Consider the following 21,087-nt stretch of genomic DNA (forward strand, 5'->3'; position numbering starts at 1 on the left):
CTATTGGCCCTCCACGTTGAGCGGAAAATGGCAGGCATAGAGATGCGAACGGGAGCCCGTCAGCCGTGGCGTTTCCACACATTTACGCTGTGCATATGGGCAGCGCGGCCCAAGACGGCAGCCAATGGGCAGGCTTTCAAGCGATGGAATCGCGCCGGATAAGGTATTCAGGCGGCTCTTGTGAGGAAGCGGTCGGCCAAAGTCTGGCATCGCACGAATCAGCGCCTGGGTATACGGATGGTGCGGCGTGGTCATCAGGTCTTCACTCTGCGCCGTTTCCACGGTTTGTCCGCAGTACATAACGTTGATCCTGTCAGCCCAGTGACTCAGGGTACGCAGGTCATGGCTGATTAGCAGAATCGTGGTGTTGTTGTTCTGATTCAGACGGCTCAACAGGCGAAAGATCTGCGCCTGCGTTGTCGGCTCCATGGCGTTGGTCGGTTCGTCGGCAATCAGCAGGCGCGGCTGATTCGCCAGTGCGATGGCAATCATCACTTTCTGACACTCGCCCTCGGTGAGTTCGTAGGGAAAGCTGCGCATGATGTCTTTGTGATCTTTAATACCGACGCGGTGCAGCAGCTCAATGGCGCGGTTTTTTCGCCAGAACCAAAAGCGCTTCATCCACGGTCCTTTGTACGTCCAGCGCGGAATCGCCTGCATCAACTGACGGCCGACACTTTCCGAGGGATCAAGACAGGACTGCGGTTCCTGGAAAATCATCGACACATTGTGACCTACGATGCGGCGACGCTCACGCGGCGACAAACGCAGCAAATCCACGTCATCAAAGACCATACGGTCTGCGGTGACGCGCCAGTTGTCGTTGGTCACGCCACAAATCGCCTTGGCAACCAGACTTTTGCCCGAGCCCGACTCACCCACCAGACCGCGAATTTCGCCCTCAGTCAGTGATAAATTGATGCGGTCTACCGCTTTGACCGGCCCGTCAGCGGTCATAAATTCAATCGTCAGATTACGAATATCCAGTAACGGCATTATTCCACTCCTGCCTCGACGGCCCGACGAATGCCGTCACCGAGCAGATTAACCATTAACACGCTGACCATCAGCGCGGCACCGGGAAGCATGACAGTCCAGGGCGCAACATACACCAGCTCCAGCGAATCACCCAGCATCGCGCCCCACTCAGGCGAGGGCAACTGCGCGCCGAGGTCAAGAAAACCCAGTGCGGCGATATCGAGAATAGCCATCGACAGCGCGCGCGTAATTTCACTGATCAGCATAGGCAAAACGTTAGGCAAAATGGCGTGCCACAAAATATTGATGCTGGTGGCGCCATCCAGGCGAGCCGCAATCACATACTCTTTTTCCAGTTCGTCATGAACGGCGCTGTAGATTTCGCGCACCAGGCGCGGCATCAGCGCCATCCACACGGCCAGTAATGCGTGCTCCAGGCGCGGCCCCAGAAACGCCACTACGATAATGGCCAGCAAGAGTGAGGGAATGGACAGCAGCGTATCCAGGACATGATTCAGCACCGCAGAACGCACACCGTGCGTCATGCCCGCCACAATCCCCAGCACCAGCGCCCAGAAGGTGGCAAACAGCGTGACGAGAATGGCCGATCCAACCGTGGGGGCCACGCCGTTCAGCAGGCGGCTCAGTAAATCACGCCCCAGATCGTCCGTCCCGAGAAAAAAGGAAACCTCACCGTAGCGCGACCAGGAGGGCGGTAGCAGTTGATAACCCAGAAATTGCTGGTCGATGTTGTAAGGGGCCAGAAAATGGCCGAACAGACACAGCAGCAGCAGTGTGCCAAAGCCGTACAGGCCAATCATCGCCGGCATATCGCCATAAAAATGTTGCCAGCTCTGGCGAAACGCACTGGGCAGGCGTTTTTCGGCGTAGATGTTATCGGACGGCATACCATTCCTTATGTTTCAGCGGATTCAGCGCCGCGCCAACGATGTCAGCGAGCACATTCACCACAATCACCAGTCCACCGGTCACCATTACGCCTGCTGAGATGGCCGCATAGTCCTGCTGACGGATGGCGTTAATCAGCCAGCGCCCCAGACCAGGCCAGTTAAAAACCATCTCCGTAATCATCGCCAGCGTTAACATGCTGGAGAACTGTAAACCCAGGCGCGGAATGACAGGCGGAAGGGCGTTATGCAGCACATGGCGGCGAATAACGGTAAAGCGCGAGAGCCCGCGGGTCGCCGCAGCTTTAACATAGTTTTTATCGACGACATCGCTGGTGCTGATGCGCAGTAAACGCACAATCTCAGTGGTCGGGGCCATCGCCAGCACGGTCACCGGTAAAATCAGGTGCATCAGCACGCTGATCATCATTTCATGCCGCCACGGTGAAGGGCTGAGCCAGGCATCGATTAAAGCAAAACCGGTTATGTTCTGGACCGGATAGAGCAGATCATAGCGACCGGAAACCGGCAGCCAGCCCAGCGTTAACGAGAAAAACAGGGTAAACAGCAGGGCAAGCCAGAAGACGGGGATCGAAAAACCCAGCAAGGCAAATGCGCTGATAACTTTGTCCTGCCATTTATGACGCAGGGCACCCGCACAAATCCCCAGCGGAATGCCGACGATTAAGGCAAGCGTAAAGGCCATCAGGCACAGCTCCATGGTGGCCGGAAAGACCTCGCGCAGTTGCAGGCCAATTTCCTGACCATTGGTGCTGGATACGCCAAAATCCAGTTGCAGCATGCCTTTAAACCAAAACCACCAGGCATCGAACAGTGAGGCGCCTTCGAGCGGGGCATTCGGTGTGAAGTAGCTCAGGCTGAAACTCACCAGCGAGAGAAAAAACAGCGTAATCACCAGTAACACCAGCCGACGCAAAATATAAATGATCACTTATCGATCCTCCCGCTCATCACGATAAACGCCAGCAAAGGAAGCGTTACCAAACGGACTCAGTACCAGGCCTTTAATATCATGCCGGTAGGCTTGCAGGCGCAAGGATGAAGCCAGCGGCAGGACGGGCAGTTCCTGAGCTAAAATTTGCTGGGCTTTATCATAGCTCTCAATGCGTCCGGACAGCTGTTGCGACAGCAGAGCATTTTTCAGCTTGCTGTCAAACGCAGGCGAGCACCAGTGCGCATAGTTGGTCTGTGAGGCAATCGCCGCGCAGCTCAGCAGGGGACGAAAGAAACTGTCAGGATCGTTACTGTCGGTTGCCCAGCCTGCCAGGGTCAGGTCGTGGTTCATCGCCATCAACTGTGCTTCCTGAAAACGGCCTTCAACCGGCACGATAGTGACGTTAACGCCAATTTGTGCCAGATCGGCCTGAATCAGTTCTGCCGTTTTCAACGGCGCGGGGTTCCAGGACTGCGAGGCGGCAGGCACCACCAGACGCAGGTGAAGATTGGTCACGCCCGCCGCTTCCAGCGCAGCCCTGGCCTTTTTCGGATCGCAGGCGGTGATGCTGGCATCCGTATCGTAAGCCCAGGAGGCACGCGGCAAAATCGAGGCCGCAGTTTCTGCCGTGCCGTAATAAATCGACTCCATCAGGCGTTCATTATTAATGGCCAGCGCCAGCGCGTGCCGCACTTCCGGTCTGTCGAGCGGGGGTTTTCGCGTGTTGAAGGCCAGGTAGGCGATGTTCATACCGGGCCGCAACGTCATACGTAGCCGGGGATCGTCGCGCAGAATGGAAATCTGGCTGGCGGCAGGATAGGCCAGCACATCGCACTCACCGGTCAGCAGTTTCGATAACCGGCCGGTGCCGCCCGCGCCAAGATCAATCACCACCTGTTGCAGGCGCGGTACGCCTTTCCAGTAGTAGGGATTGCGGGCCAGGCGAATATATTGTCCGCTGCGGTATTCACTCAGCTGAAACGGGCCGGTGCCCACAGGTAACCGATCCAGCGTTTCCTGATGACCTGTTTTGTCCAGGCTGTCTGCGTATTCCTTCGAGAGGATGGGCGCATAGTGGGTTGCCATGTGCCAGAGAAACGACGCATCAGGGCTGTTCAGGCGAATTTCGACCGTATAGTTATCGATCTTTTTCACGCTCTGCACGGCGTCAGCGAACTGCAGGCTGTCGAAATAGGGATAATAGCCGCCATTAACGTCATGCCAGGGATGTTTACGGTCAAACATGCGCGCAAAGCTAAAGACCACATCGTCGGCATTCATCGTGCGGGTAGGCGTAAAGTTTGAGGTGTGCTGAAACTGCACACCGTGACGCAAGTGAAAGCGATAGGTCGCGCCGTTATCACGCACCTCCCAGCTGTCTGCCAGGTCAGCCTGTAAACGATAGGTATAGGGATCGACATCAAGCAGGCGGTCATAGAGCTGCGCCGCCAGTGTGTCCACCGTTAAACCACTACTGGCCATCTGCGGGTTAAACGTATTTAGCGTCCCGTTGACGCAATAGACAAAGCCGCTTTGACGAATATCCGTGGCAGGTGCGGGCGCGGACCACACAGGTGCGCTCAACACGCTGAGACTCAGCAACAGCGAAGGCATTAGTTTTAACATAGAACTCAACGATTCTCGGGCATTGGGCAAAGTGTATCGCAAAGCGCGCGTGGTCCCAACTCTGCGTCATCGATTGCCGACGATTCGTACAGCAGGTGTAAACGATCCGCGCAAAAAGGCGCAGCGTTGGTGTGGAGATGAGAAAAATTCTCAATAACACTTTACAGATGCAAACAGGAATGATTATTATTCAGTTGCACTTCGACGGGGCTCTACCGAAGAAGAGCACGACATTGCTCACATTGCTTCCAGTTGCCCGCTTCGGCGGGCCCTTTTTTTGCCCGCCTGAATGCATTACAGCATGCCCCGGCACGTTGTCAGCTTCTGTACGTATATAACAGCCCGCTAATGTTGTCCGTCGCGCGCCTGAATACCGTGTTTTTTCATGATGGCACGGAGTTGATGATAGGTGACGCCCAGTAAGCTGGCCGCCCGGCGCTGATTATACTTTGCCTGTTGCAGGCTGATTTCCACCACGTCACGTTCCTGCTGGTTCTGCCACTGGCGAAGATCAAGCGGAAGTGAAGGCAGGGCGGTTGGCGACTCGGTAGCAGGCAAGGGGGCGGCCCTGTCTGCGGCTTCACTGCGGCGGGCAAACGGGTTAATGATGATTTCATCCAGCGCGGTATCGCTGGTGTTATGGCGATAGACGGATCGTTCGACCACGTTTTTCAGCTCGCGCACGTTGCCCGGCCAGTGATGCTCAAGCAAGGTTTGCTGTGCGCGGGGCGTAAAGCCTGGAAACAACGGCAGTTTGAGCTCCCGACACATCTGTATGGCAAAATGGTCAGCCATGACCAGAATGTCGCTGCGGCGCTCCCGAAGCGGCGGCAACTGCACCACATCAAAGGCCAGGCGATCCAGCAGATCGGCCCGAAACTTACCGGCTTCGGCCAGCGCGGGTAAATCTTCATTGGTGGCGCAGATCAAGCGCACATTAACCTGAAAAACATGGTTTCCGCCCACGCGTTCCAGTTGGCCGTATTCAATTACCCGCAACAGTTTTTCCTGAACCAGCATGGGGGCTGTCGCCAGTTCATCAAGAAACAAGGTGCCACCATCCGCGCGCTCAAAGCGGCCCAGATGACGTTTTTGCGCACCGGTAAAGGCACCTGCCTCATGGCCAAAAAGCTCAGAATCAAGCAGATTCTCGTTCAGCGCCGCACAGTTAAGAGAGACAAAAGGGCCCTGCCAGCGGTCAGAAAGGTAGTGCAGACGGCTGGCAATCAGCTCCTTACCTGTCCCGCGTTCGCCCACCACCAGCACAGGCTTCTCCAGCGGCGCGAGCTTAGACACCTGCTCCAGCACTTCCAGAAAGTTATTTGATTCGCCCAGCAAATTGTCGTTGTTCACAGACATGATGAATTTCGCCACTGATTAATCAATTTAACTATATTAGGTCAGGCAAAAAAAACTGCCAGCTTATTATCGTAATTAAAATCAATAAGATAAAAATTGGCACGCATCTTGAATTAGTCCTCACCAGCAAGCTAAAACTATGACCATCAAGAGGAGCATCATTATGGGTATTTTTTCTCGTTTCGCTGACATCGTTAATGCCAACATCAATTCACTGCTGGAACGCGCAGAGGATCCGCAGAAACTGGTGCGCCTGATGATTCAGGAGATGGAAGATACGCTGGTCGAGGTGCGTTCGACGTCAGCCCGCGCGCTGGCCGAAAAGAAACAGCTGTCACGCCGTATCGAGCAGGCTGAGCTACAGCAGGCTGAATGGCAGGAAAAAGCAGAACTGGCGATTCGCAAAGATAAAGAAGATCTGGCCCGTTCTGCGCTTATCGAAAAACAGAAGCTGACCGATCTGATCGCCTCGCTCAAACGCGAAGTCGAACAGGTTGACGAAACGCTGACGCGCATGAAAGGTGAGATTGCTGAGCTGGAGAAAAAACTGAGCGAAACCCGCGCGCGCCAGCAGGCGTTGACGCTGCGCCATCAGGCCGCCTCGTCATCCCGTGATGTCCGCCGTCAGCTGGACAGTGGTAAAATTGATGAAGCCATGGCGCGTTTCGAATCGTTTGAACGCCGAATCGATTATATGGAAGCGGAAGCGGAGAGCCACGGTTTTGGTAAACCTAAAACCCTGGATCAGCAGTTTACTGAGCTGAAAGCCGATGACGAAATCAGTCAGCAACTGAATGCGCTGAAAGCCAAAATGAACCGCAGCGAATAAACCGCCGCTGACAGTAGGAAAGGATTAAGGAGAGTCAATGAGCGCACTATTTTTGGCGATACCTCTTACAATATTTGTGCTGTTCGTGGCCCCCGTCTGGCTGTGGTTACACTACAGTAACAAGCGCAGCGGCGGAGCAGAGCTGTCACAGAGTCAGATGCAGCGTCTGCAACAGGTGACCCGGGATGCTCAGCGCATGCGCGAACGCATTGATGCGTTAGAAGCGATCCTGGATGCAGAACATCCTAACTGGAGGCAGCCATGATAAGAGGCCGTAAATTATGGCGTAAGCCTGACGAAGGAAAGCTGATGGGCGTCTGTGCCGGGCTGGCTGAGTATCTGGATGTGCCGGTGCGGCTGCTGCGTATCATTGTGGTGTTATCGCTGTTCTTTGGGCTGTTTGTGTTTACCGTGATCGCCTACTTTGCGCTGGGTTTTGTGCTGGACGTAAAACCTGCTGGCGTCGACAACGGTGAAGCTCAGCCCACAGCCAGCGAACTGCTTGACCAACTGGAAACCGCGCTGCAACAGGATGAGCGTAATGTTCGCGACATAGAACGTTACGTCACCTCTGAAACGTTTAGTGTGCGCAGTCGTTTCCGTCAGATTTAATTATCGTCTGCTACGGGCCAGACCGGCCCGTCTGCTGATGACCGGGAGGTATTCATGACCGTTTCGCGCGCAGCAACGTTTCGCCATCGTGCCACACCTGCATTGAAGTCAGCCGCCAGATTCATCATTATCAATGCTGTTACTTACGGGCCTGCCGGTGTGGCCGGCTGGGCCGTCAAATCGGTCGCGCGCCGTCCACTGCGCATTTTGCTTGGCCTGGCGCTTGAGCCGCTATTGAAACGCGTGATGAACCGGGTAGCGTCGCGCTTCATCAGGGAAAACGATGAAAAGACTGCAAACTGAACTGATAGCATTAATGAATCGCGGCGTCGACCGCCACCTTCGCCTGGCGGTCACCGGTCTCAGCCGCAGTGGTAAAACAGCTTTTATCACCTCGCTGGTCAACCAACTTCTTTCTGTCCACAGCGGCGCTCGTTTGCCGCTGTTTTCCGTTGTGCGTGATGAACGCCTGTTAGGGGTGAAACGCGTGCCGCAACGTGACATGGGCACGGCCCGTTTCACCTATGATGAAGGGCTGGCGCAGCTTTACGGTTCACCACCTGCCTGGCCCACGCCCACGCGTGGCGTCAGCGAAATGCGCCTGGCGTTACGTTACCGTCCGCATGACTCGCTGCTGCGTCATCTGAAAGAGACCGCCACGCTCTATCTTGAAATCGTTGATTACCCCGGCGAATGGTTGCTTGATCTGCCAATGCTGGCACAGGATTACCTGACCTGGTCACGCCAGATGAACGGCTTGTTGCAGGGCGATCGCGCCCTGTGGGCGCAACCCTGGCGCGACCTGTGTCAGCGCCTCGATCCGCTGGCACCGGCTGACGAGAACCGTTTAGCCGACATTGCCGAGGCCTGGACTGACTACCTGCATCGCTGCAAAGCCGAAGGATTACACTTTATCCAGCCAGGCCGCTTCGTGCTGCCCGGCGATATGGCGGGCGCGCCCGCACTACAGTTTTTTCCGTGGCCTACCGCTGACGATGCCCAGGCGGCGAAACTGGCGCAGGCGGACAAAGGCAGCAATTTCGCCATGCTGCAACAGCGGTTTCATTACTACTGCCAGCATGTTGTTAAAGGATTCTATAAAAACCATTTCGTACGCTTTGACCGCCAGATTGTGCTGGTGGACTGCCTGCAACCGCTCAACAGCGGCCCGCAGGCCTTTAACGATATGCGGTTAGCCCTTACGCAGCTTATGCAGAGTTTTCACTACGGTCAGCGCACGCTGTTTCGCCGTCTCTTTTCGCCGGTGATCGATAAGCTGTTGTTCGCCGCCACCAAAGCCGATCACATTACTCACGACCAGCACGGCAATATGGTTTCCCTGTTACAGCAACTGGTGCAGGATGCCTGGCAAAATGCCGCATTTGAAGGTATCAGCATGGACTGTATTGGTCTGGCTTCGGTACAGGCGACCCAGAGTGGACAGGTTGATCATCAGGGTGAAAAAATCCCCGCGTTGCGCGGGCACCGCTTAGCGGATGGCGAGGTACTTACGGTCTATCCGGGTGAAGTTCCCCCGCGCCTGCCGGGGGCGGCGTTCTGGCAACAACAGGGTTTTCAGTTTGAGCAGTTTCGCCCACAGCAACTTGATATCGATCGTCCTCTGCCGCACATCCGCATGGATGCGGCACTGGAATTTTTACTGGGAGATAAATTGCGATGAGCGATCCGTTAAAGCCGCGTATTGATTTTGCCACGCCGCTGAACGACAAGCCGAATGACGTGTTGCGTCCGGCGCAAACCTTCGACGCGGAAGCCCGGGACGCGTTTTTAGCCGTTGCAGAAAGCGAGACGGTGGTGGAAGAGGAAAGTGCAGGGGAGCGCGCCGTCGAAGCGGCTCTGAAACCCAAACGCAGTTTGTGGCGCAACATGGTCGGTGCCGGGCTGGGCCTGTTTGGGATCAGCATCGTGGCGCAGGGCGTGCAGTGGATCCACAACGCCTGGCTGGCGCACGACTGGTTTGCGCTGGGCAGCGGGATGGCCGGGGGACTGATCGTGGCCGCGGGTGTCGGCGCGTTAACCGACGAGTGGCGACGACTGTATCAGCTGCGTCAGCGTGCAGAAGAGCGCGATCTGGGTCGGGAACTGCTTAACAGCCACAGCGTGGGTAAAGGGCGGGATTTTTGCGAAAAACTGGCTCGCCAGGCCGAACTCGATCAGGCGCATCCTGCGTTACAACGCTGGCATGCTTCGCTCCATGAAACCCATAATGACGGTGAAACCGTGCGGTTGTATGCCCAACTGGTGCAGCCGGTGCTCGATCGCCAGGCCCGGCGGGAAATCAGTCGTCATGCCGCAGAATCCGCCCTGATGATTGCGGTGAGTCCGCTGGCGCTGGTCGATATGGCCTTTATTGCCTGGCGCAATATCAGGCTGGTCAACCGTATTGCCGCTATTTACGGTATTGAACTGGGCTACTTTAGCCGACTGCGCCTGTTCCGGCTGGTGCTGCTGAATATGGCATTTGCCGGCGCGTCTGAGCTGGTGCGTGAAGTGGGCATGGACTGGATGTCGCAGGATATCGCGGCGCGCCTGTCCGCCCGTGCCGCGCAGGGCATTGGCGCAGGCCTGCTGACCGCGCGTCTTGGCATTAAAGCCATGGAGCTGTGTCGGCCGTTACCCTGGCTGGAAAACGACAAACCCCGCCTGGGCGACTACCGTCGTGAATTGATCGGCCAGATAAAAGAAGCGCTGCAGAGGGGCGGAGAGAAACGCCAGTAACGGTTGTGCACTGAAACGTGAGTGCAGATGCTGTGCCTTCTGTGCTTTATCTCCTGACAACGTTGAGCGAATGTCACCGTCAGGGCTCTCCCGCCATCGCCGCAGCCTGCCGTTTAAAAAAAACGCGCTTGCATAAAGGCTGTCAACTTTTCCTGACAGCCCCCTTTCTGCGGCGTAGGGGTTTAGCGTATTATCGCCGGATAATAAACGGATAAGGCCCACGCAATGCGTTTAGAAGTGTTTTGTCAGGACCGAATCGGCCTGGCGCGCGAATTACTGGATCTTTTGGTGGCGCGCGGAATCGATCTTCGCGGCATCGAAGTGGCCTCATCAGGCCGCATCTATCTTAATTTCTCCACGCTTGAGTTTGAGCAGTTCAGTAACCTGATGGCAGAAATCCGTCGCACGCCGGGCGTAACGGATGTTCGCACGGTGCCCTATATGCCTTCAGAGCGTGAGCATCGGGTACTGAGCGCCTTGCTGGTTGCCATGCCCGAGCCGGTTTTTTCTGTTGATCTCAGAAGCAAGGTAGAACTGGCCAACCCGGCCGCGCAAAACCTGTTTAATCTGGATGAGAACAAGATCCGCAATGTGAATGCCGACCACCTGATCAACGGTTTTAATTTTGGCCGCTGGCTGGAAAGCGAACGTGTTCAGGCGCAGGCGCAGCATGTGGTCATTGAAGGGCGCGATTTTCTGATGGAAGCCCATCCCATCTATCTGTCTGCCGACAGCGAACAGCAGGATCAGCTGGTAGGTGCGATGGTAATGCTGAAGTCCACCGCCAGGATGGGGCGCCAGTTACAAAACCTGGTGGTGACGGACGAAACGGAGTTCGATCATATCGTCGCCGTGACGCCCAAAATGCGTCAGGTGGTGGAGCAGGCACGTAAACTGGCAATGCATGATGCGCCATTACTGATTATTGGTGATACCGGCACCGGTAAAGATATGCTGGCCCGTGCCTGCCATTTACGCAGTGCGCGTGGAAAAATGCCGTTTCTGGCACTTAACTGCGCTTCACTTCCCGATGATGTGGCGGAAAGTGAGCTGTTTGGTCACGCGGCGGGCGCGTATCCCAATGCGCTGGAAGGCAAAAAGGGCTTTTTCGAACAGGCCAATGGCGGCTCGGTGCTGCTGGATGAAATTGGCGAAATGTCGCCCACGATGCAGACCAAGCTGCTGCGCTTCCTGAATGACGGCACCTTCCGTCGCGTCGGGGAAGAGCATGAAGTGCATGTCAACGTGCGCGTCATTTGCGCCACGCAGAAGAATTTATTCGAACTGGTGCAGCGTGGCGAGTTCCGGGAAGACTTGTTCTATCGCCTTAACGTCCTGACGCTTAACCTGCCGCCGCTGCGCGAGCGTGTGCAGGACATCATGCCGCTGACGGAAATGTTTGTGGCGCGTTTTGCCGATGTACAGGGGATTCCCCGACCACGCCTTTCTTCGCAGCTCAACGCGTTTCTGGTGCGTTACAACTGGCCGGGCAATGTGCGTCAGTTGAAAAACGCGCTGTATCGGGCGCTGACCCAGCTCGAAGGCCACGAATTGCGCCCTCAGGACATCGTACTGCCGGAACAGGCGCTTGATGTGTCGCTGGGAGAAGAGGCGATGGAAGGTACGCTGGATCAGATTACCCGTCGCTTTGAACGTTCCATCCTCACGCGTTTGTATCTTTCTTATCCCAGTACGCGAAAACTGGCAAAACGGCTTGGCGTTTCGCACACGGCGATTGCCAATAAGTTGCGGGAATACGGGTTAGGGCAGAAACGCGGGGACAGCGACGGCGAATAACAACACAGCGGATAAGCGGGCGCTTATCCGCTGTGTCCCGTCTTATTTCAGTGCGGCAAGCGCGGCATCATAATCCGGCTCGGTGGTGATCTCATTCACCAGCTGGCTGTAAAGCACGTTGTCATGCTCATCCAGCACGATGACGGCACGCGCGGTCAGGCCCTGCAGGGCACCGTCAGCAATTTCCACCCCGTAATCCTGTTTGAACTCGCCACCGCGCAGCGTGGACAGCGTGACCACGTTATTCAGGTTATCTGCGCCGCAAAAGCGCGACTGAGCAAACGGCAGATCGGCTGAAATGCATAACACCACGGTATTATTCAGTTCGCCCGCCAGTTGGTTAAATTTACGTACCGAAGACGCACACACGCCAGTATCGACGCTGGGAAAAATATTCAGAATCTTGCGTTTTCCTGCATACTCAGAGAGTGAGACATTCGCGAGGTTTTTGGCCACCAGCGTAAAAGGTTTAGCGCTATCGCCGGGCTGTGGAAACTGGCCAGCAACCGCTACCGGGTTGCCCTGAAAGTGAACAGTCTGAGACATACGAATTCCTTCTAATGATGTTATCTGACAAAAAAATAGGGCATCAGTACAGATATAGCCTTTGTTTATGACATAAATTTTAAGGGTTTACGAGTGTAATTGTTGCCTGAATTTAAATGACAGTGATGAATCGCTGATAACAAGGAGCGCTAATGAGGACGGTAAAATGTTATCCCGAAGCCTGGCCGTTGCATACGCCGTTTGTCATCGCGCGCGGCAGCCGCACTGAAGCCAAAGTCGTGGTGGTGGAAATTGAAGAAAACGGAGTAAAAGGCACGGGAGAAGCCACGCCTTATACGCGCTATGGCGAAAGCGAAGCGCTGGTGCTGGAGCACATCGCGACGGTGATGCCCCAGCTTCAGCAGGGCCTGACCCGCGAGGCACTGCAAACGCTGTTGCCCGCAGGGGCCGCCCGAAATGCCATTGACTGCGCGCTGTGGGATCTGGCCGCCCGGCAGCAGCACCGCACGCTGGAACAGGTCGTCGGCATTGCACCGATCGCGTCAGTTGTCACCGCACAAACGGTCAGCATTGATACACCAGAGGCGATGGCCAGCAGTGCCCAGGCACTGTGGCAGCATGGCGCAACGCTGCTCAAAATTAAAATGGACAACAACTTTATCACTGAGCGCCTGATGGCGATCCGTGCGGCGGTGCCCGACGCCACGTTAATCGTGGATGCGAATGAGTCATGGCACGCCGAAGGGCTGGCGGCACGCTGCCAGCTGTTAGCCGATCTGGAAATCGCTATGCTGGAACAGCCGTTACCGGCTGGAGAAGACGAGGCGCTGGCAAATTTTATTCACCCTTTACCCATCTGTGCCGATGAAAGTTGCCACACGCGGGAAAGCCTGCCCGCGCTGCATGGGCGCTACGACATGGTGAATATCAAACTTGATAAAGCCGGTGGGCTGACGGAAGCGCTGGCGCTGGCACAGGCTGCGCGCGATCAGGGCTTTACGCTGATGTTGGGCTGCATGATCTGTACGTCCCGGGCGATTCGCGCCGCCTTGCCGCTGGTACCTATGGTGCGCTTTGCCGATTTGGATGGTGCCACCTGGCTGGCTGTTGATGTCGAGCCCGCCCTGAAGGTACAGAACGGGGCATTAATCACGGCTGCCAGCGTAGCAGATTAACCATCACCTCCAGCCACGTTTCCGTCGCCTCATCTACCGCAATGACGGGCATCTCTGCGGTCACGCACGGCAGACTCAGGTCGTGACACCAACTGCCAAAGGAGCCGGGCGTGGCATAGCCCACGCTGCTGACGCGCGGCAAACCCGTCTGCGCGGCCAGCCAGGCACCGACCTCGGCGTGATGCGGATCGTCGATACAGGCCAGCGGCTCATGCCAGGAAACCACCCAGGCCGGTTTTAGCTGATGAATCAGGCTGCATAACGCCTGGGTTTCCGGCTCTGAGGCGGGATGTGCCCCTGTCGAAAGCGTCACATCCCGCGCGTCTGCCGCGCTGTTCCAGCGGTACACCGTTTCACCTGACTGCCAGTTAGCCGCCGGGAAGTTACGGTTCAGGTCAACGCCATTAGCATTCGCCCGCAGCCCCAGCTGGCAGCCGTCGGGATTGACCGCCAGAACAACGTGATGACGGCGCAGGCCGTCAGGCAGGGTGCGCAGCGCCGCAGAAAGGGCCGCAATCGCGGCGTTTTCATCACCGTGCGTGCCAGCCAGAATCAGTCCACTGTTGCTGTCAGTCTGATTAGCGGGAAACCAGAGCAGCGGGGCACCCAGAACGGAACGCCCGTATTGCTGCCAGGAAATAGCCAGTTTTCCGCGCTGTGAGCGGGGATGCATTGACGGCATAGTGACATTCTCCAGAGGGTTTCCTTAAAAGTAGCGGAAAAGCCGCCGGGGGAAAATAGCTATTTATCAATCAGCAATTTGCGATAAAGTGGCCGGTAACAGGCTGACTCAGTGAGACGCTGATGCAGCACTTCTTTATCGTAAAGGGGTGAACATGATTATTCGCTTTTCTCCAACGCTAACCGCCCTGAGTCTGCTTAGCGCCACCTTACCCGTTTTTGCCGCAGAGGTGCCCGCAGGCGCGCAGCTCGCCGCAAAACAAGAGATCGTCCGTCACATTAAAGATGAGCCTGCGTCACTTGACCCGGCTAAAGCCGTGGGACTGCCCGAAATCCAGGTGATGCGCGATCTCTACGAAGGGCTCACCAGCCAGGATGCTCACGGGAAAATTGTGCCGGGCGTGGCACAAAGCTGGAGCAGCAGTGATAACAAAGTCTGGATTTTCACCCTGCGCAATAATGCACGCTGGTCTGATGGCGAGCCCGTCACTGCACAGGATTTTGTCTACAGCTGGCAGCGCGTAGTGGATCCTAAAACCAGTTCGTCTCAGGCCTCTTTTGTCGCGCTCAGTGGTTTAAGTGAGGCGGACGCTATCACTAAAGGGACGACAACACCGGACAAACTGGGCGTCACCGCGCTGGATAAACACCGCCTGAAAGTGACGCTCTCGCGCCCGGTGCCCTGGTTTCCGGCCATGGTGTCTAATGTGGCTTTCTATCCCGTCCCGCAACGCGTGATTGAGAAAGAGGGCGATCAGTGGACACAGCCCGGCAAGCTGGTCGGAAACGGCGCTTACCAACTTGACAGCCGAGTGGTTAACGAAAAAATCGTACTGGTGCGTAATCCCCGCTACTGGGATAACGCGCACTCCGTGTTAACTAAAGTGACCTTTTTGCCCATCAACGAAGAATCCAGCGCCACCAAGCGCTACCGCGCGGGCGATGTGGACATTACCGAATCGTTTCCTAAAAACATGTATGCCCTGCTGAAAAAGACGCTGCCGGGGCAGGTTTATACGCCGGAACAACTCGGAACCTACTATTACGCGTTTAATACGCAGCAGGGCCCTACGGCCGATGCGCGCGTACGCAAAGCGCTGTCATGGAGTATCGATCGCCAGGTTATCGCGGACAACGTCTTGGGCACGGGTGAAAAACCGGCCTGGCACTTTACACCAGATGTGACCGCCGGATTTACACCGCTGCCTGCCTTGCAGCAACAGCATAATCAACAAGAGATGGACGCGCAGGCCAGAGCGTTGCTGGCGGCGGCAGGATACGGGCCGGCGAAACCCCTGAAGCTGACGCTGTTGTATAACACGTCTGAAAGCCACCAGAAGATTGCCATTGCGGTTGCATCCATGTGGAAGAAGAATCTTGGCGTGGACGTGAAGCTGGAAAATCAGGAGTGGAAAACCTATATCGACAGCCGTAACTCTGGACGCTTTGACGTCATCCGCGCCTCCTGGGTGGGGGACTACAATGAGCCGTCGACCTTTTTAACTCTGCTGACATCCGGCAACAGCAGTAATATCCCGCGCTTCAAAAATGCCGAATATGATGCCGTGATCGCCAAGGCGAGCATGGAAACCAGTGACCAGGCCCGTAATGCAGATTACAACCGGGCCGAACAAATCATTGCGGAACAGGCCCCCATCGCGCCCATTTACCAGTACACCAATGGTCGCCTGATCAAGCCGTGGGTGAAAGGCTATCCGATCACCAACCCGGAAGACGTCGCCTACAGCCGTGAACTGTGGATTGAGAAACACTGATCTAAAGCGGTCTGCCACGGGCCGCCTTCTGACATCTTTGTACACAGGCTCAGGATTGCAACTCAACACCGCCACGCTAGACTGTATCGTATTGATTTTGATAGCGGGGTAACGGTGTGGACGGTGTGAAAGGAAAATCGCTTCAGGTAACAGATGCCATCATTTCCTGCCAGTTGGATGGGAAGGGCGGCATGATACCGATTGATGAAACCCAGATGCTGCACGATGAGCATCCCTGCTGGCTGCATCTCAATTATACCCATCCCCGCAGCGCTGAATGGCTGCAATCCACGCCTCAGATCCCGGATGCCGTGCGTGATGCGCTGGCCGGTGAAAGCATGCGGCCTCGCGTGTCCCGGTTGGGGGATGGTTTTATGATTGTCCTGCGCAGCGTGAACCATAACAGCGATGCGCGCCCTGACCAGTTAGTGGCAATGCGGGTGTTTATTAACGATCAGCTCATTGTGTCCACCCGGCGACGTAAAGTGTTTGCCGTGGATGAAGTGCTGACCGATCTCGAAAACGGTAACGGCCCGGTCAACTGTGGCAGCTGGCTGGTCGAGGTCTGCGATGCGTTAACCGGTCACACCAGCGAATTTATCGAAGATCTGCATGACAAAATCATTGAGCTCGAAGATGCCTTACTGGACCAACGCATTCCCCCGCGGGGTGAACTGGGCCTGCTGCGCAAACAGCTGATTGTGATGCGCCGTTACATGGCTCCACAGCGTGATGTTTTTGCCCGGCTCGCCAGTGAGAAACTGCCCTGGATGGACGACAGTGAGCGCCGCCGCATGCAGGAGATTGCCGACCGGCTGGGGCGCGGCCTGGACGATCTGGACGCGGGCGTAGCCAGAACGGCCGTGCTGGCCGATGAAGTCGCCTCGGTAATGGCCGAATCCATGAATCGCCGCACCTATACGATGTCGTTGATGGCGATGATTTTTCTGCCCGCTACCTTTTTAACCGGGCTGTTTGGTGTCAACCTGGGCGGCATTCCCGGCGGCGGATGGCGCTACGGCTTCAGCGTGTTCTGTATTTTACTGGTCATACTGGCGTTAGGCGTGGCGGGATACTTACGTAAGCGGCGTTGGCTTTGACAGACAAAGCCTGTGAATTGCCTTAGTGACAGAGGGCTTAACAGAAGTAAAGCTGATCGACATCAATACCTGCCGGAGGCAACTGACGCAAACTCTCTCCCGCAGGTGAATGCAACGTCAAGCGATGGGCGTTGCGCTCCATATTGTCTTACTTCCTTTTTTTGAATAACTGCATAGTACAGTTGATTCGACCTACGCCGGCCTTGTTGCCGGCTTTTTTTTTACCTGCTGGCTGAAAGGCCTAATCTTTCCTAAGCTTAATGTTCATTCGCTACAGAGGAGCACGGTATGAAGGCGATACATAACAGCGAGCCGATTCCAACCGATCCGCCCCCCATTCCTCAGCCGCAACCCGATCCGCCACCGGATCCGGAGTTTCCGCCGATAATGGACCCGCCGCCTCACCGCAACGTATAAAAAAGGGCATGCGTTTACGCGCATGCCCTTTACCTTTAATGTATTCAGCAGCGTTATTTAATCTCTAAAACATCAAGGCGTTCACTGACATCGGGTGCATCGTCTTCATCGCTGCGCCAGCCAACCGGATTCACTGGCAGGGTTTCGCGATCGAAAGCGAGATCGCCGCCATCCACCACCGCATCCCCGTGCTGAATGCCTTTGAAATCAAACAGATTCACGTCGGCCATGTGTGACGGCACGACGTTCTGCATCGCGCTGAACATGGTTTCAATCCGGCCCGGATAGCGTTTATCCCAGTCGCGCAGCATATCTGCCACCACCTGACGCTGCAGGTTAGGCTGAGAACCACACAGGTTACACGGGATAATCGGGAACTGACGCGCTTCGGAGAAACGAATGATATCTTTCTCGCGGCAGTAGGCCAGTGGACGAATGACAATGTGTTTCCCGTCATCGCTCATCAGCTTCGGTGGCATGCCTTTCATCTTGCCGCCGTAGAACATATTCAAAAACAGCGTTTGCAGGATGTCATCGCGATGGTGGCCCAGCGCAATTTTGGTACAGCCCAGCTCTGTGGCTGTGCGGTACAAGATGCCACGACGCAGACGCGAGCACAGCGAGCAGGTGGTTTTGCCCTCTGGAATCTTCTCTTTAACGATAGAGTAGGTGTCTTCCTCGACAATTTTGTACTCAACACCTTGCGCCTCAAGATATTCCGGCAGGATATGCCCTAGAAAACCGGGTTGCTTCTGATCAAGATTGACTGCCACCAGACTGAAACTCACCGGCGCGCTCTTCTGCAGGCTACGCAGGATCTCCAGCATGGTATAGCTGTCTTTACCACCGGACAGGCAAACCATGATGCGGTCGCCTTCTTCGATCATATTAAAATCGGCAATGGCCTCGCCTACGTGACGACGCAAACGCTTCTGGAGTTTGTTGAGGTTGTACTGTTCTTTCTTGTTAATTTCTTGATTTTGCAGCATTACGTCGCTTCTCAATAATCAAAGGGGCACATTTGAGCCTGTTGCCGTGCCCCCTGATTTGCTTTTATGACAGGTTATCACCCGCCGAAGATTGTCAGCAGGCAAAGTATGCCGCGTATGGTACGGATTACGCGTGCAATTTCCAATATCAATTATCGTTAAGCATAAACCTGATGGTGACTGACCACGATATTTTGCCTTCCGTCTTATTTTTGCCAACTGCACTGGCAAGAGAGATAAGATGAAAAGCAGAGAATAAACACGGTCAGATAAAGGCGTTATTCACGCCGACAATAAGCCGCAATGAAAGCAGAAATGAAGATCTCATGGTGAGGGTAAGGATATGTCTACTGTCGGGTGGGATTTATCCCGCCCGACAAGAACGTGCATCTACGCTTTTATCGTGCGGAAGCGGCACAACGCAGCATCCATGTCCTACATCATCTCCAGCGACTGCACGCCCTTTACTTCCATGATTTTGTCATACAGATGCGCATCACTGGATTTCCGGGAGAGGGTAACCTGAACGCTTAATTCACATAAACCGCTTTCCTCGTCCCGGTTAATGACCGAAATATTGCCATAGCGGATGCCTTCGCGTTGCATGACCAACAGCACCAGCGGCACGCTTTTCGCCTTGAGATAAACAATTAACGTATGGTGTTTACCAATCAGTAAATGACTCAAACGGCGGAAAACCTCGAGCACCACCAGAGCCAGCACGGTGCCGTAAATGCCGATTTCATACATGCCGCTCCCGATGACCAGGCCGATTGCGGCGGTAACCCAAAGCCCGGCTGCCGTCGTCAGGCCTTTAACCACCTGTTTCTGGATCAGAATCGTTCCGGCACCCAGAAAACCCATGCCGCTGACAACCTGTGCCGCGACGCGGCTGGGATCGAGTGCAACGTGATCCTTCATCAACATGTCGGCAAAGCCATATTTAGACACCAGCATAAACATCGCACTGCCAATTCCCACCAGAATATGAGTACGTAATCCGGCTTCTTTGGCACGCATCTGACGTTCCAGGCCAATCAGACCGCCCAGAATGCCCGCCAGCGCGATACGAATCAGCATATCCATTAACATTCTTTTTCTCCGTTCGACATCATGGTTAAACTATATTCCGCCACGTGACTATGTGATAACAGGATAATTCTGCTTGTAATAGGTCAGGATATTTTTTGTAAAAAGCTATTTCTTCTCTCGACCCCTTGTCAGGGCTGACATATTCTTGCTTAGCCTTTAACTCACCTTCCCGGAGTCTGATTGATGAAAGCCGAGACTTTTCTGCTGGCTGGTGCCGCGTTGTTATTGTCTGCCTGCAGCAGTAACAGCGATGACAACGAGCCGCCACAACAAGCCACCGCCGCCCACGTTCAGCCACGTGTGGTTATGTCTGCAATGGCGGAGGCCAGTTGTACCAATGCAGGGGGAACGCTGGCGTTTTCAAATCAACTGGACGGCTCGCGCATCGGCATGTGTCAGTTAGTCAACGGACGCCGCTGCAGCGAGCAGGCATTGCTCGGCGGTAACTGCGCCCGCTAAACGCGGAGGCCGGCTGTGACCGGCCTGCGTTATCAGGCCGTCACCCGGTTCGGACAGTCTTCGCCACGATGAAGCCGGCTGAGGTTTTCCAGCGTGGTTTCTGAAATCGCCGTCAGAGCTTCAGCGGTCAAAAAAGCCTGATGGCCTGTGAACAGCACGTTGTGGCAGGCTGACAGGCGGCGGAAAATATCATCCTGAATGACATCATTCGATTTATCTTCAAAGAACAAATCCCGCTCATTCTCATAAACGTCCATGCCTAACGCGCCAATTTTTTGCTGCTTAAGTGCATCAATGGCGGCCTGAGAATCAATTAACCCACCCCGACTGGTATTAATAATCATGACGCCATCGCGCATCTGCGCAAACGCGTTAGCATTAAGCAGATGATGGTTTTCCGGCGTTAACGGGCAATGCAGTGTAATCACATGCGACTCGGCAAACAGGGTTTTCAGATCGACATATTCCGCGCCCAGCGATAACGCCTGTTCCGAAGGATAGGGATCGAAGGCCAGTAAACGCATGCCAAATCCTTTTAAGATGCGCAGGGTGGCTATGCCTATTTTGCCGGTGCCAATAATGCCGGCGGTTTTGTTATGCATATTAAAACCGGTCAGGCCGTCCAGCGAAAAATTCGCATCGCGGGTGCGTTGATAGGCGCGATGAATACGGCGATTCAATGTCATCATCAGGCCGACGGCATGTTCAGCGACGGCTTCTGGGGAATAGGCGGGCACGCGAACCACTTCCAGACCCAGTTCAGCCGCGGCTTTCAGATCGACATTATTAAATCCGGCGCAGCGCAGGGCGATAAATTTCACCCCCAATTCCGCCAGTTCCTCCAGCACCGGGCGGCTACCGTCGTCATTCACAAAAAGGCAAACCGCATCACAGTCTACGGCGGTCTTGGCCGTGCTTTCGCTCAGCAAAAAATCATAAAAGACCAGATCGAAACCATACTGTTTATTGACCTGTTCAAAATATTTCTGGTCGTAGTGTTTAGTACTGTATACGGCGATTTTCATCGTGGTGCTCCTGAAAAAGGGATGCAACAAGGATAACGTTTTCTCTTACTTTTTGCTGACACCT

General features: G+C 55.1%; 22 protein-coding genes. 12 read left to right on the top strand and 10 right to left on the bottom strand.

Going from position 1 to position 21,087, the window contains the following annotated elements:
- The 5 genes from sapD to pspF all read right to left on the bottom strand — a co-directional run bounded on the left by sapD (window position 1) and on the right by pspF (window position 5,826).
- The gene (sapD, locus tag C1N59_RS09685) at window positions 1-996 is read right to left on the bottom strand and encodes a putrescine export ABC transporter ATP-binding protein SapD (RefSeq protein WP_006119309.1); all 996 of its coding nucleotides are present in this window, start codon (window positions 994-996) and stop codon (window positions 1-3) included.
- A complete protein-coding gene (sapC, locus tag C1N59_RS09690; protein WP_394550681.1) occupies window positions 996-1,886 on the bottom strand; it encodes a putrescine export ABC transporter permease SapC in 891 nt (296 codons plus the stop codon). Before sapC ends, sapD begins: the two co-directional genes overlap by 1 nt.
- On the bottom strand, window positions 1,873-2,838 hold the full coding sequence (gene sapB, locus C1N59_RS09695; RefSeq protein ID WP_039340214.1) for a putrescine export ABC transporter permease SapB: 966 nt from the start codon (window positions 2,836-2,838) through the stop codon (window positions 1,873-1,875). The genes sapC and sapB overlap by 14 nt, the downstream gene beginning before the upstream one ends.
- A complete protein-coding gene (gene sapA / locus C1N59_RS09700) occupies window positions 2,839-4,467 on the bottom strand; it encodes an ABC transporter substrate-binding protein SapA (protein ID WP_394550683.1) in 1,629 nt (542 codons plus the stop codon).
- A 345-nt stretch (window positions 4,468-4,812) separates the two neighbouring features.
- Window positions 4,813-5,826 (bottom strand): phage shock protein operon transcriptional activator, encoded by a 1,014-nt coding sequence (gene pspF, locus C1N59_RS09705; RefSeq protein ID WP_033741793.1) that lies wholly within the window; start codon window positions 5,824-5,826, stop codon window positions 4,813-4,815.
- 163 nt (window positions 5,827-5,989) lie between these two features.
- Between pspF and pspA the strand changes: the two genes are divergently transcribed.
- The 7 genes from pspA to tyrR all read left to right on the top strand — a co-directional run bounded on the left by pspA (window position 5,990) and on the right by tyrR (window position 11,803).
- Window positions 5,990-6,655, top strand: coding sequence for a phage shock protein PspA (pspA, locus tag C1N59_RS09710; protein ID WP_394550685.1), 666 nt, complete (start codon window positions 5,990-5,992; stop codon window positions 6,653-6,655).
- 37 nt (window positions 6,656-6,692) lie between these two features.
- Window positions 6,693-6,920, top strand: coding sequence for an envelope stress response membrane protein PspB (gene pspB / locus C1N59_RS09715; RefSeq protein ID WP_006119299.1), 228 nt, complete (start codon window positions 6,693-6,695; stop codon window positions 6,918-6,920).
- A complete protein-coding gene (pspC, locus tag C1N59_RS09720) occupies window positions 6,917-7,267 on the top strand; it encodes an envelope stress response membrane protein PspC (protein ID WP_039340218.1) in 351 nt (116 codons plus the stop codon). Before pspB ends, pspC begins: the two co-directional genes overlap by 4 nt.
- Before the next feature lie 54 nt (window positions 7,268-7,321).
- Complete coding sequence (gene pspD / locus C1N59_RS09725) at window positions 7,322-7,570, top strand: phage shock protein PspD (protein WP_394550687.1); 249 nt, start codon at window positions 7,322-7,324, stop codon at window positions 7,568-7,570.
- A complete protein-coding gene (locus C1N59_RS09730) occupies window positions 7,551-8,948 on the top strand; it encodes a YcjX family GTP-binding protein (RefSeq protein ID WP_394550689.1) in 1,398 nt (465 codons plus the stop codon). The genes pspD and C1N59_RS09730 overlap by 20 nt, the downstream gene beginning before the upstream one ends.
- Window positions 8,945-10,006 (top strand): TIGR01620 family protein, encoded by a 1,062-nt coding sequence (locus tag C1N59_RS09735; RefSeq protein ID WP_394550691.1) that lies wholly within the window; start codon window positions 8,945-8,947, stop codon window positions 10,004-10,006. Before C1N59_RS09730 ends, C1N59_RS09735 begins: the two co-directional genes overlap by 4 nt.
- Window positions 10,007-10,231: 225 nt before the next feature.
- Window positions 10,232-11,803: a transcriptional regulator TyrR gene (tyrR, locus tag C1N59_RS09740; protein WP_394550693.1), complete on the top strand. Its 1,572-nt coding sequence runs from the start codon at window positions 10,232-10,234 to the stop codon at window positions 11,801-11,803.
- 42 nt (window positions 11,804-11,845) lie between these two features.
- Here tyrR and tpx read toward each other — a convergent pair whose 3' ends face one another.
- The gene (tpx, locus tag C1N59_RS09745; RefSeq protein WP_006119290.1) at window positions 11,846-12,349 is read right to left on the bottom strand and encodes a thiol peroxidase; all 504 of its coding nucleotides are present in this window, start codon (window positions 12,347-12,349) and stop codon (window positions 11,846-11,848) included.
- Between the two features lie 152 nt (window positions 12,350-12,501).
- On the opposite strand from tpx, the gene ycjG reads away from it, so the two are divergent.
- A complete protein-coding gene (gene ycjG / locus C1N59_RS09750) occupies window positions 12,502-13,485 on the top strand; it encodes an L-Ala-D/L-Glu epimerase (RefSeq protein WP_006119286.1) in 984 nt (327 codons plus the stop codon).
- On the opposite strand, the gene mpaA is transcribed toward ycjG, so the two are convergent.
- A complete protein-coding gene (mpaA, locus tag C1N59_RS09755) occupies window positions 13,460-14,167 on the bottom strand; it encodes a murein tripeptide amidase MpaA (protein ID WP_039340227.1) in 708 nt (235 codons plus the stop codon). The two genes, ycjG and mpaA, sit on opposite strands and share 26 nt — an antisense overlap.
- A 154-nt stretch (window positions 14,168-14,321) precedes the next feature.
- On the opposite strand from mpaA, the gene C1N59_RS09760 reads away from it, so the two are divergent.
- From C1N59_RS09760 to C1N59_RS09770, 3 genes are all read left to right on the top strand, one after another.
- On the top strand, window positions 14,322-15,941 hold the full coding sequence (locus C1N59_RS09760; RefSeq protein ID WP_394550696.1) for a peptide ABC transporter substrate-binding protein: 1,620 nt from the start codon (window positions 14,322-14,324) through the stop codon (window positions 15,939-15,941).
- 116 nt (window positions 15,942-16,057) lie between these two features.
- Window positions 16,058-17,041 carry a zinc transporter ZntB gene (gene zntB / locus C1N59_RS09765; protein ID WP_394550698.1) on the top strand — a complete coding sequence of 328 codons (984 nt, stop codon included), beginning with the start codon at window positions 16,058-16,060 and terminating at the stop codon, window positions 17,039-17,041.
- A 288-nt stretch (window positions 17,042-17,329) separates the two neighbouring features.
- Window positions 17,330-17,458 (top strand): hypothetical protein, encoded by a 129-nt coding sequence (locus C1N59_RS09770; RefSeq protein ID WP_255421282.1) that lies wholly within the window; start codon window positions 17,330-17,332, stop codon window positions 17,456-17,458.
- A gap of 53 nt (window positions 17,459-17,511) precedes the next feature.
- On the opposite strand, the gene ttcA is transcribed toward C1N59_RS09770, so the two are convergent.
- Window positions 17,512-18,447 carry a tRNA 2-thiocytidine(32) synthetase TtcA gene (ttcA, locus tag C1N59_RS09775; protein WP_033741780.1) on the bottom strand — a complete coding sequence of 312 codons (936 nt, stop codon included), beginning with the start codon at window positions 18,445-18,447 and terminating at the stop codon, window positions 17,512-17,514.
- 435 nt (window positions 18,448-18,882) lie between these two features.
- Window positions 18,883-19,539, bottom strand: coding sequence for an MgtC/SapB family protein (locus C1N59_RS09780; protein ID WP_006119272.1), 657 nt, complete (start codon window positions 19,537-19,539; stop codon window positions 18,883-18,885).
- 183 nt (window positions 19,540-19,722) lie between these two features.
- Here C1N59_RS09780 and C1N59_RS09785 point away from each other — a divergent pair, with 183 nt between their 5' ends.
- Window positions 19,723-19,998: a putative hemolysin gene (locus C1N59_RS09785; RefSeq protein WP_394550700.1), complete on the top strand. Its 276-nt coding sequence runs from the start codon at window positions 19,723-19,725 to the stop codon at window positions 19,996-19,998.
- A 32-nt stretch (window positions 19,999-20,030) separates the two neighbouring features.
- Here the strand turns inward: C1N59_RS09785 and C1N59_RS09790 are convergent, their stop codons facing one another.
- The gene (locus tag C1N59_RS09790) at window positions 20,031-21,023 is read right to left on the bottom strand and encodes a 2-hydroxyacid dehydrogenase (RefSeq protein WP_006119268.1); all 993 of its coding nucleotides are present in this window, start codon (window positions 21,021-21,023) and stop codon (window positions 20,031-20,033) included.
- Between the last annotated feature and the right edge of the window lie 64 nt (window positions 21,024-21,087).

Source organism: Pantoea sp. SGAir0183, from assembly GCF_043545505.1.

What these genes read in the sequence shown, in the direction of transcription:
- sapD (WP_006119309.1), bottom strand. Translation starts at nt 996, where the DNA reads ATGCCGTTACTGGATATTCGTAATCTGACGATTGAATTTATGACCGCT.
- sapC (WP_394550681.1), bottom strand. Translation starts at nt 1,886, where the DNA reads ATGCCGTCCGATAACATCTACGCCGAAAAACGCCTGCCCAGTGCGTTT.
- sapA (WP_394550683.1), bottom strand. Translation starts at nt 4,467, where the DNA reads ATGTTAAAACTAATGCCTTCGCTGTTGCTGAGTCTCAGCGTGTTGAGC.
- pspF (WP_033741793.1), bottom strand. Translation starts at nt 5,826, where the DNA reads ATGTCTGTGAACAACGACAATTTGCTGGGCGAATCAAATAACTTTCTG.
- pspA (WP_394550685.1), top strand. Translation starts at nt 5,990, where the DNA reads ATGGGTATTTTTTCTCGTTTCGCTGACATCGTTAATGCCAACATCAAT.
- pspB (WP_006119299.1), top strand. Translation starts at nt 6,693, where the DNA reads ATGAGCGCACTATTTTTGGCGATACCTCTTACAATATTTGTGCTGTTC.
- pspC (WP_039340218.1), top strand. Translation starts at nt 6,917, where the DNA reads ATGATAAGAGGCCGTAAATTATGGCGTAAGCCTGACGAAGGAAAGCTG.
- pspD (WP_394550687.1), top strand. Translation starts at nt 7,322, where the DNA reads ATGACCGTTTCGCGCGCAGCAACGTTTCGCCATCGTGCCACACCTGCA.
- C1N59_RS09730 (WP_394550689.1), top strand. Translation starts at nt 7,551, where the DNA reads ATGAAAAGACTGCAAACTGAACTGATAGCATTAATGAATCGCGGCGTC.
- C1N59_RS09735 (WP_394550691.1), top strand. Translation starts at nt 8,945, where the DNA reads ATGAGCGATCCGTTAAAGCCGCGTATTGATTTTGCCACGCCGCTGAAC.
- tyrR (WP_394550693.1), top strand. Translation starts at nt 10,232, where the DNA reads ATGCGTTTAGAAGTGTTTTGTCAGGACCGAATCGGCCTGGCGCGCGAA.
- tpx (WP_006119290.1), bottom strand. Translation starts at nt 12,349, where the DNA reads ATGTCTCAGACTGTTCACTTTCAGGGCAACCCGGTAGCGGTTGCTGGC.
- ycjG (WP_006119286.1), top strand. Translation starts at nt 12,502, where the DNA reads ATGAGGACGGTAAAATGTTATCCCGAAGCCTGGCCGTTGCATACGCCG.
- mpaA (WP_039340227.1), bottom strand. Translation starts at nt 14,167, where the DNA reads ATGCCGTCAATGCATCCCCGCTCACAGCGCGGAAAACTGGCTATTTCC.
- C1N59_RS09760 (WP_394550696.1), top strand. Translation starts at nt 14,322, where the DNA reads ATGATTATTCGCTTTTCTCCAACGCTAACCGCCCTGAGTCTGCTTAGC.
- C1N59_RS09770 (WP_255421282.1), top strand. Translation starts at nt 17,330, where the DNA reads ATGAAGGCGATACATAACAGCGAGCCGATTCCAACCGATCCGCCCCCC.
- ttcA (WP_033741780.1), bottom strand. Translation starts at nt 18,447, where the DNA reads ATGCTGCAAAATCAAGAAATTAACAAGAAAGAACAGTACAACCTCAAC.
- C1N59_RS09780 (WP_006119272.1), bottom strand. Translation starts at nt 19,539, where the DNA reads ATGTTAATGGATATGCTGATTCGTATCGCGCTGGCGGGCATTCTGGGC.
- C1N59_RS09785 (WP_394550700.1), top strand. Translation starts at nt 19,723, where the DNA reads ATGAAAGCCGAGACTTTTCTGCTGGCTGGTGCCGCGTTGTTATTGTCT.
- C1N59_RS09790 (WP_006119268.1), bottom strand. Translation starts at nt 21,023, where the DNA reads ATGAAAATCGCCGTATACAGTACTAAACACTACGACCAGAAATATTTT.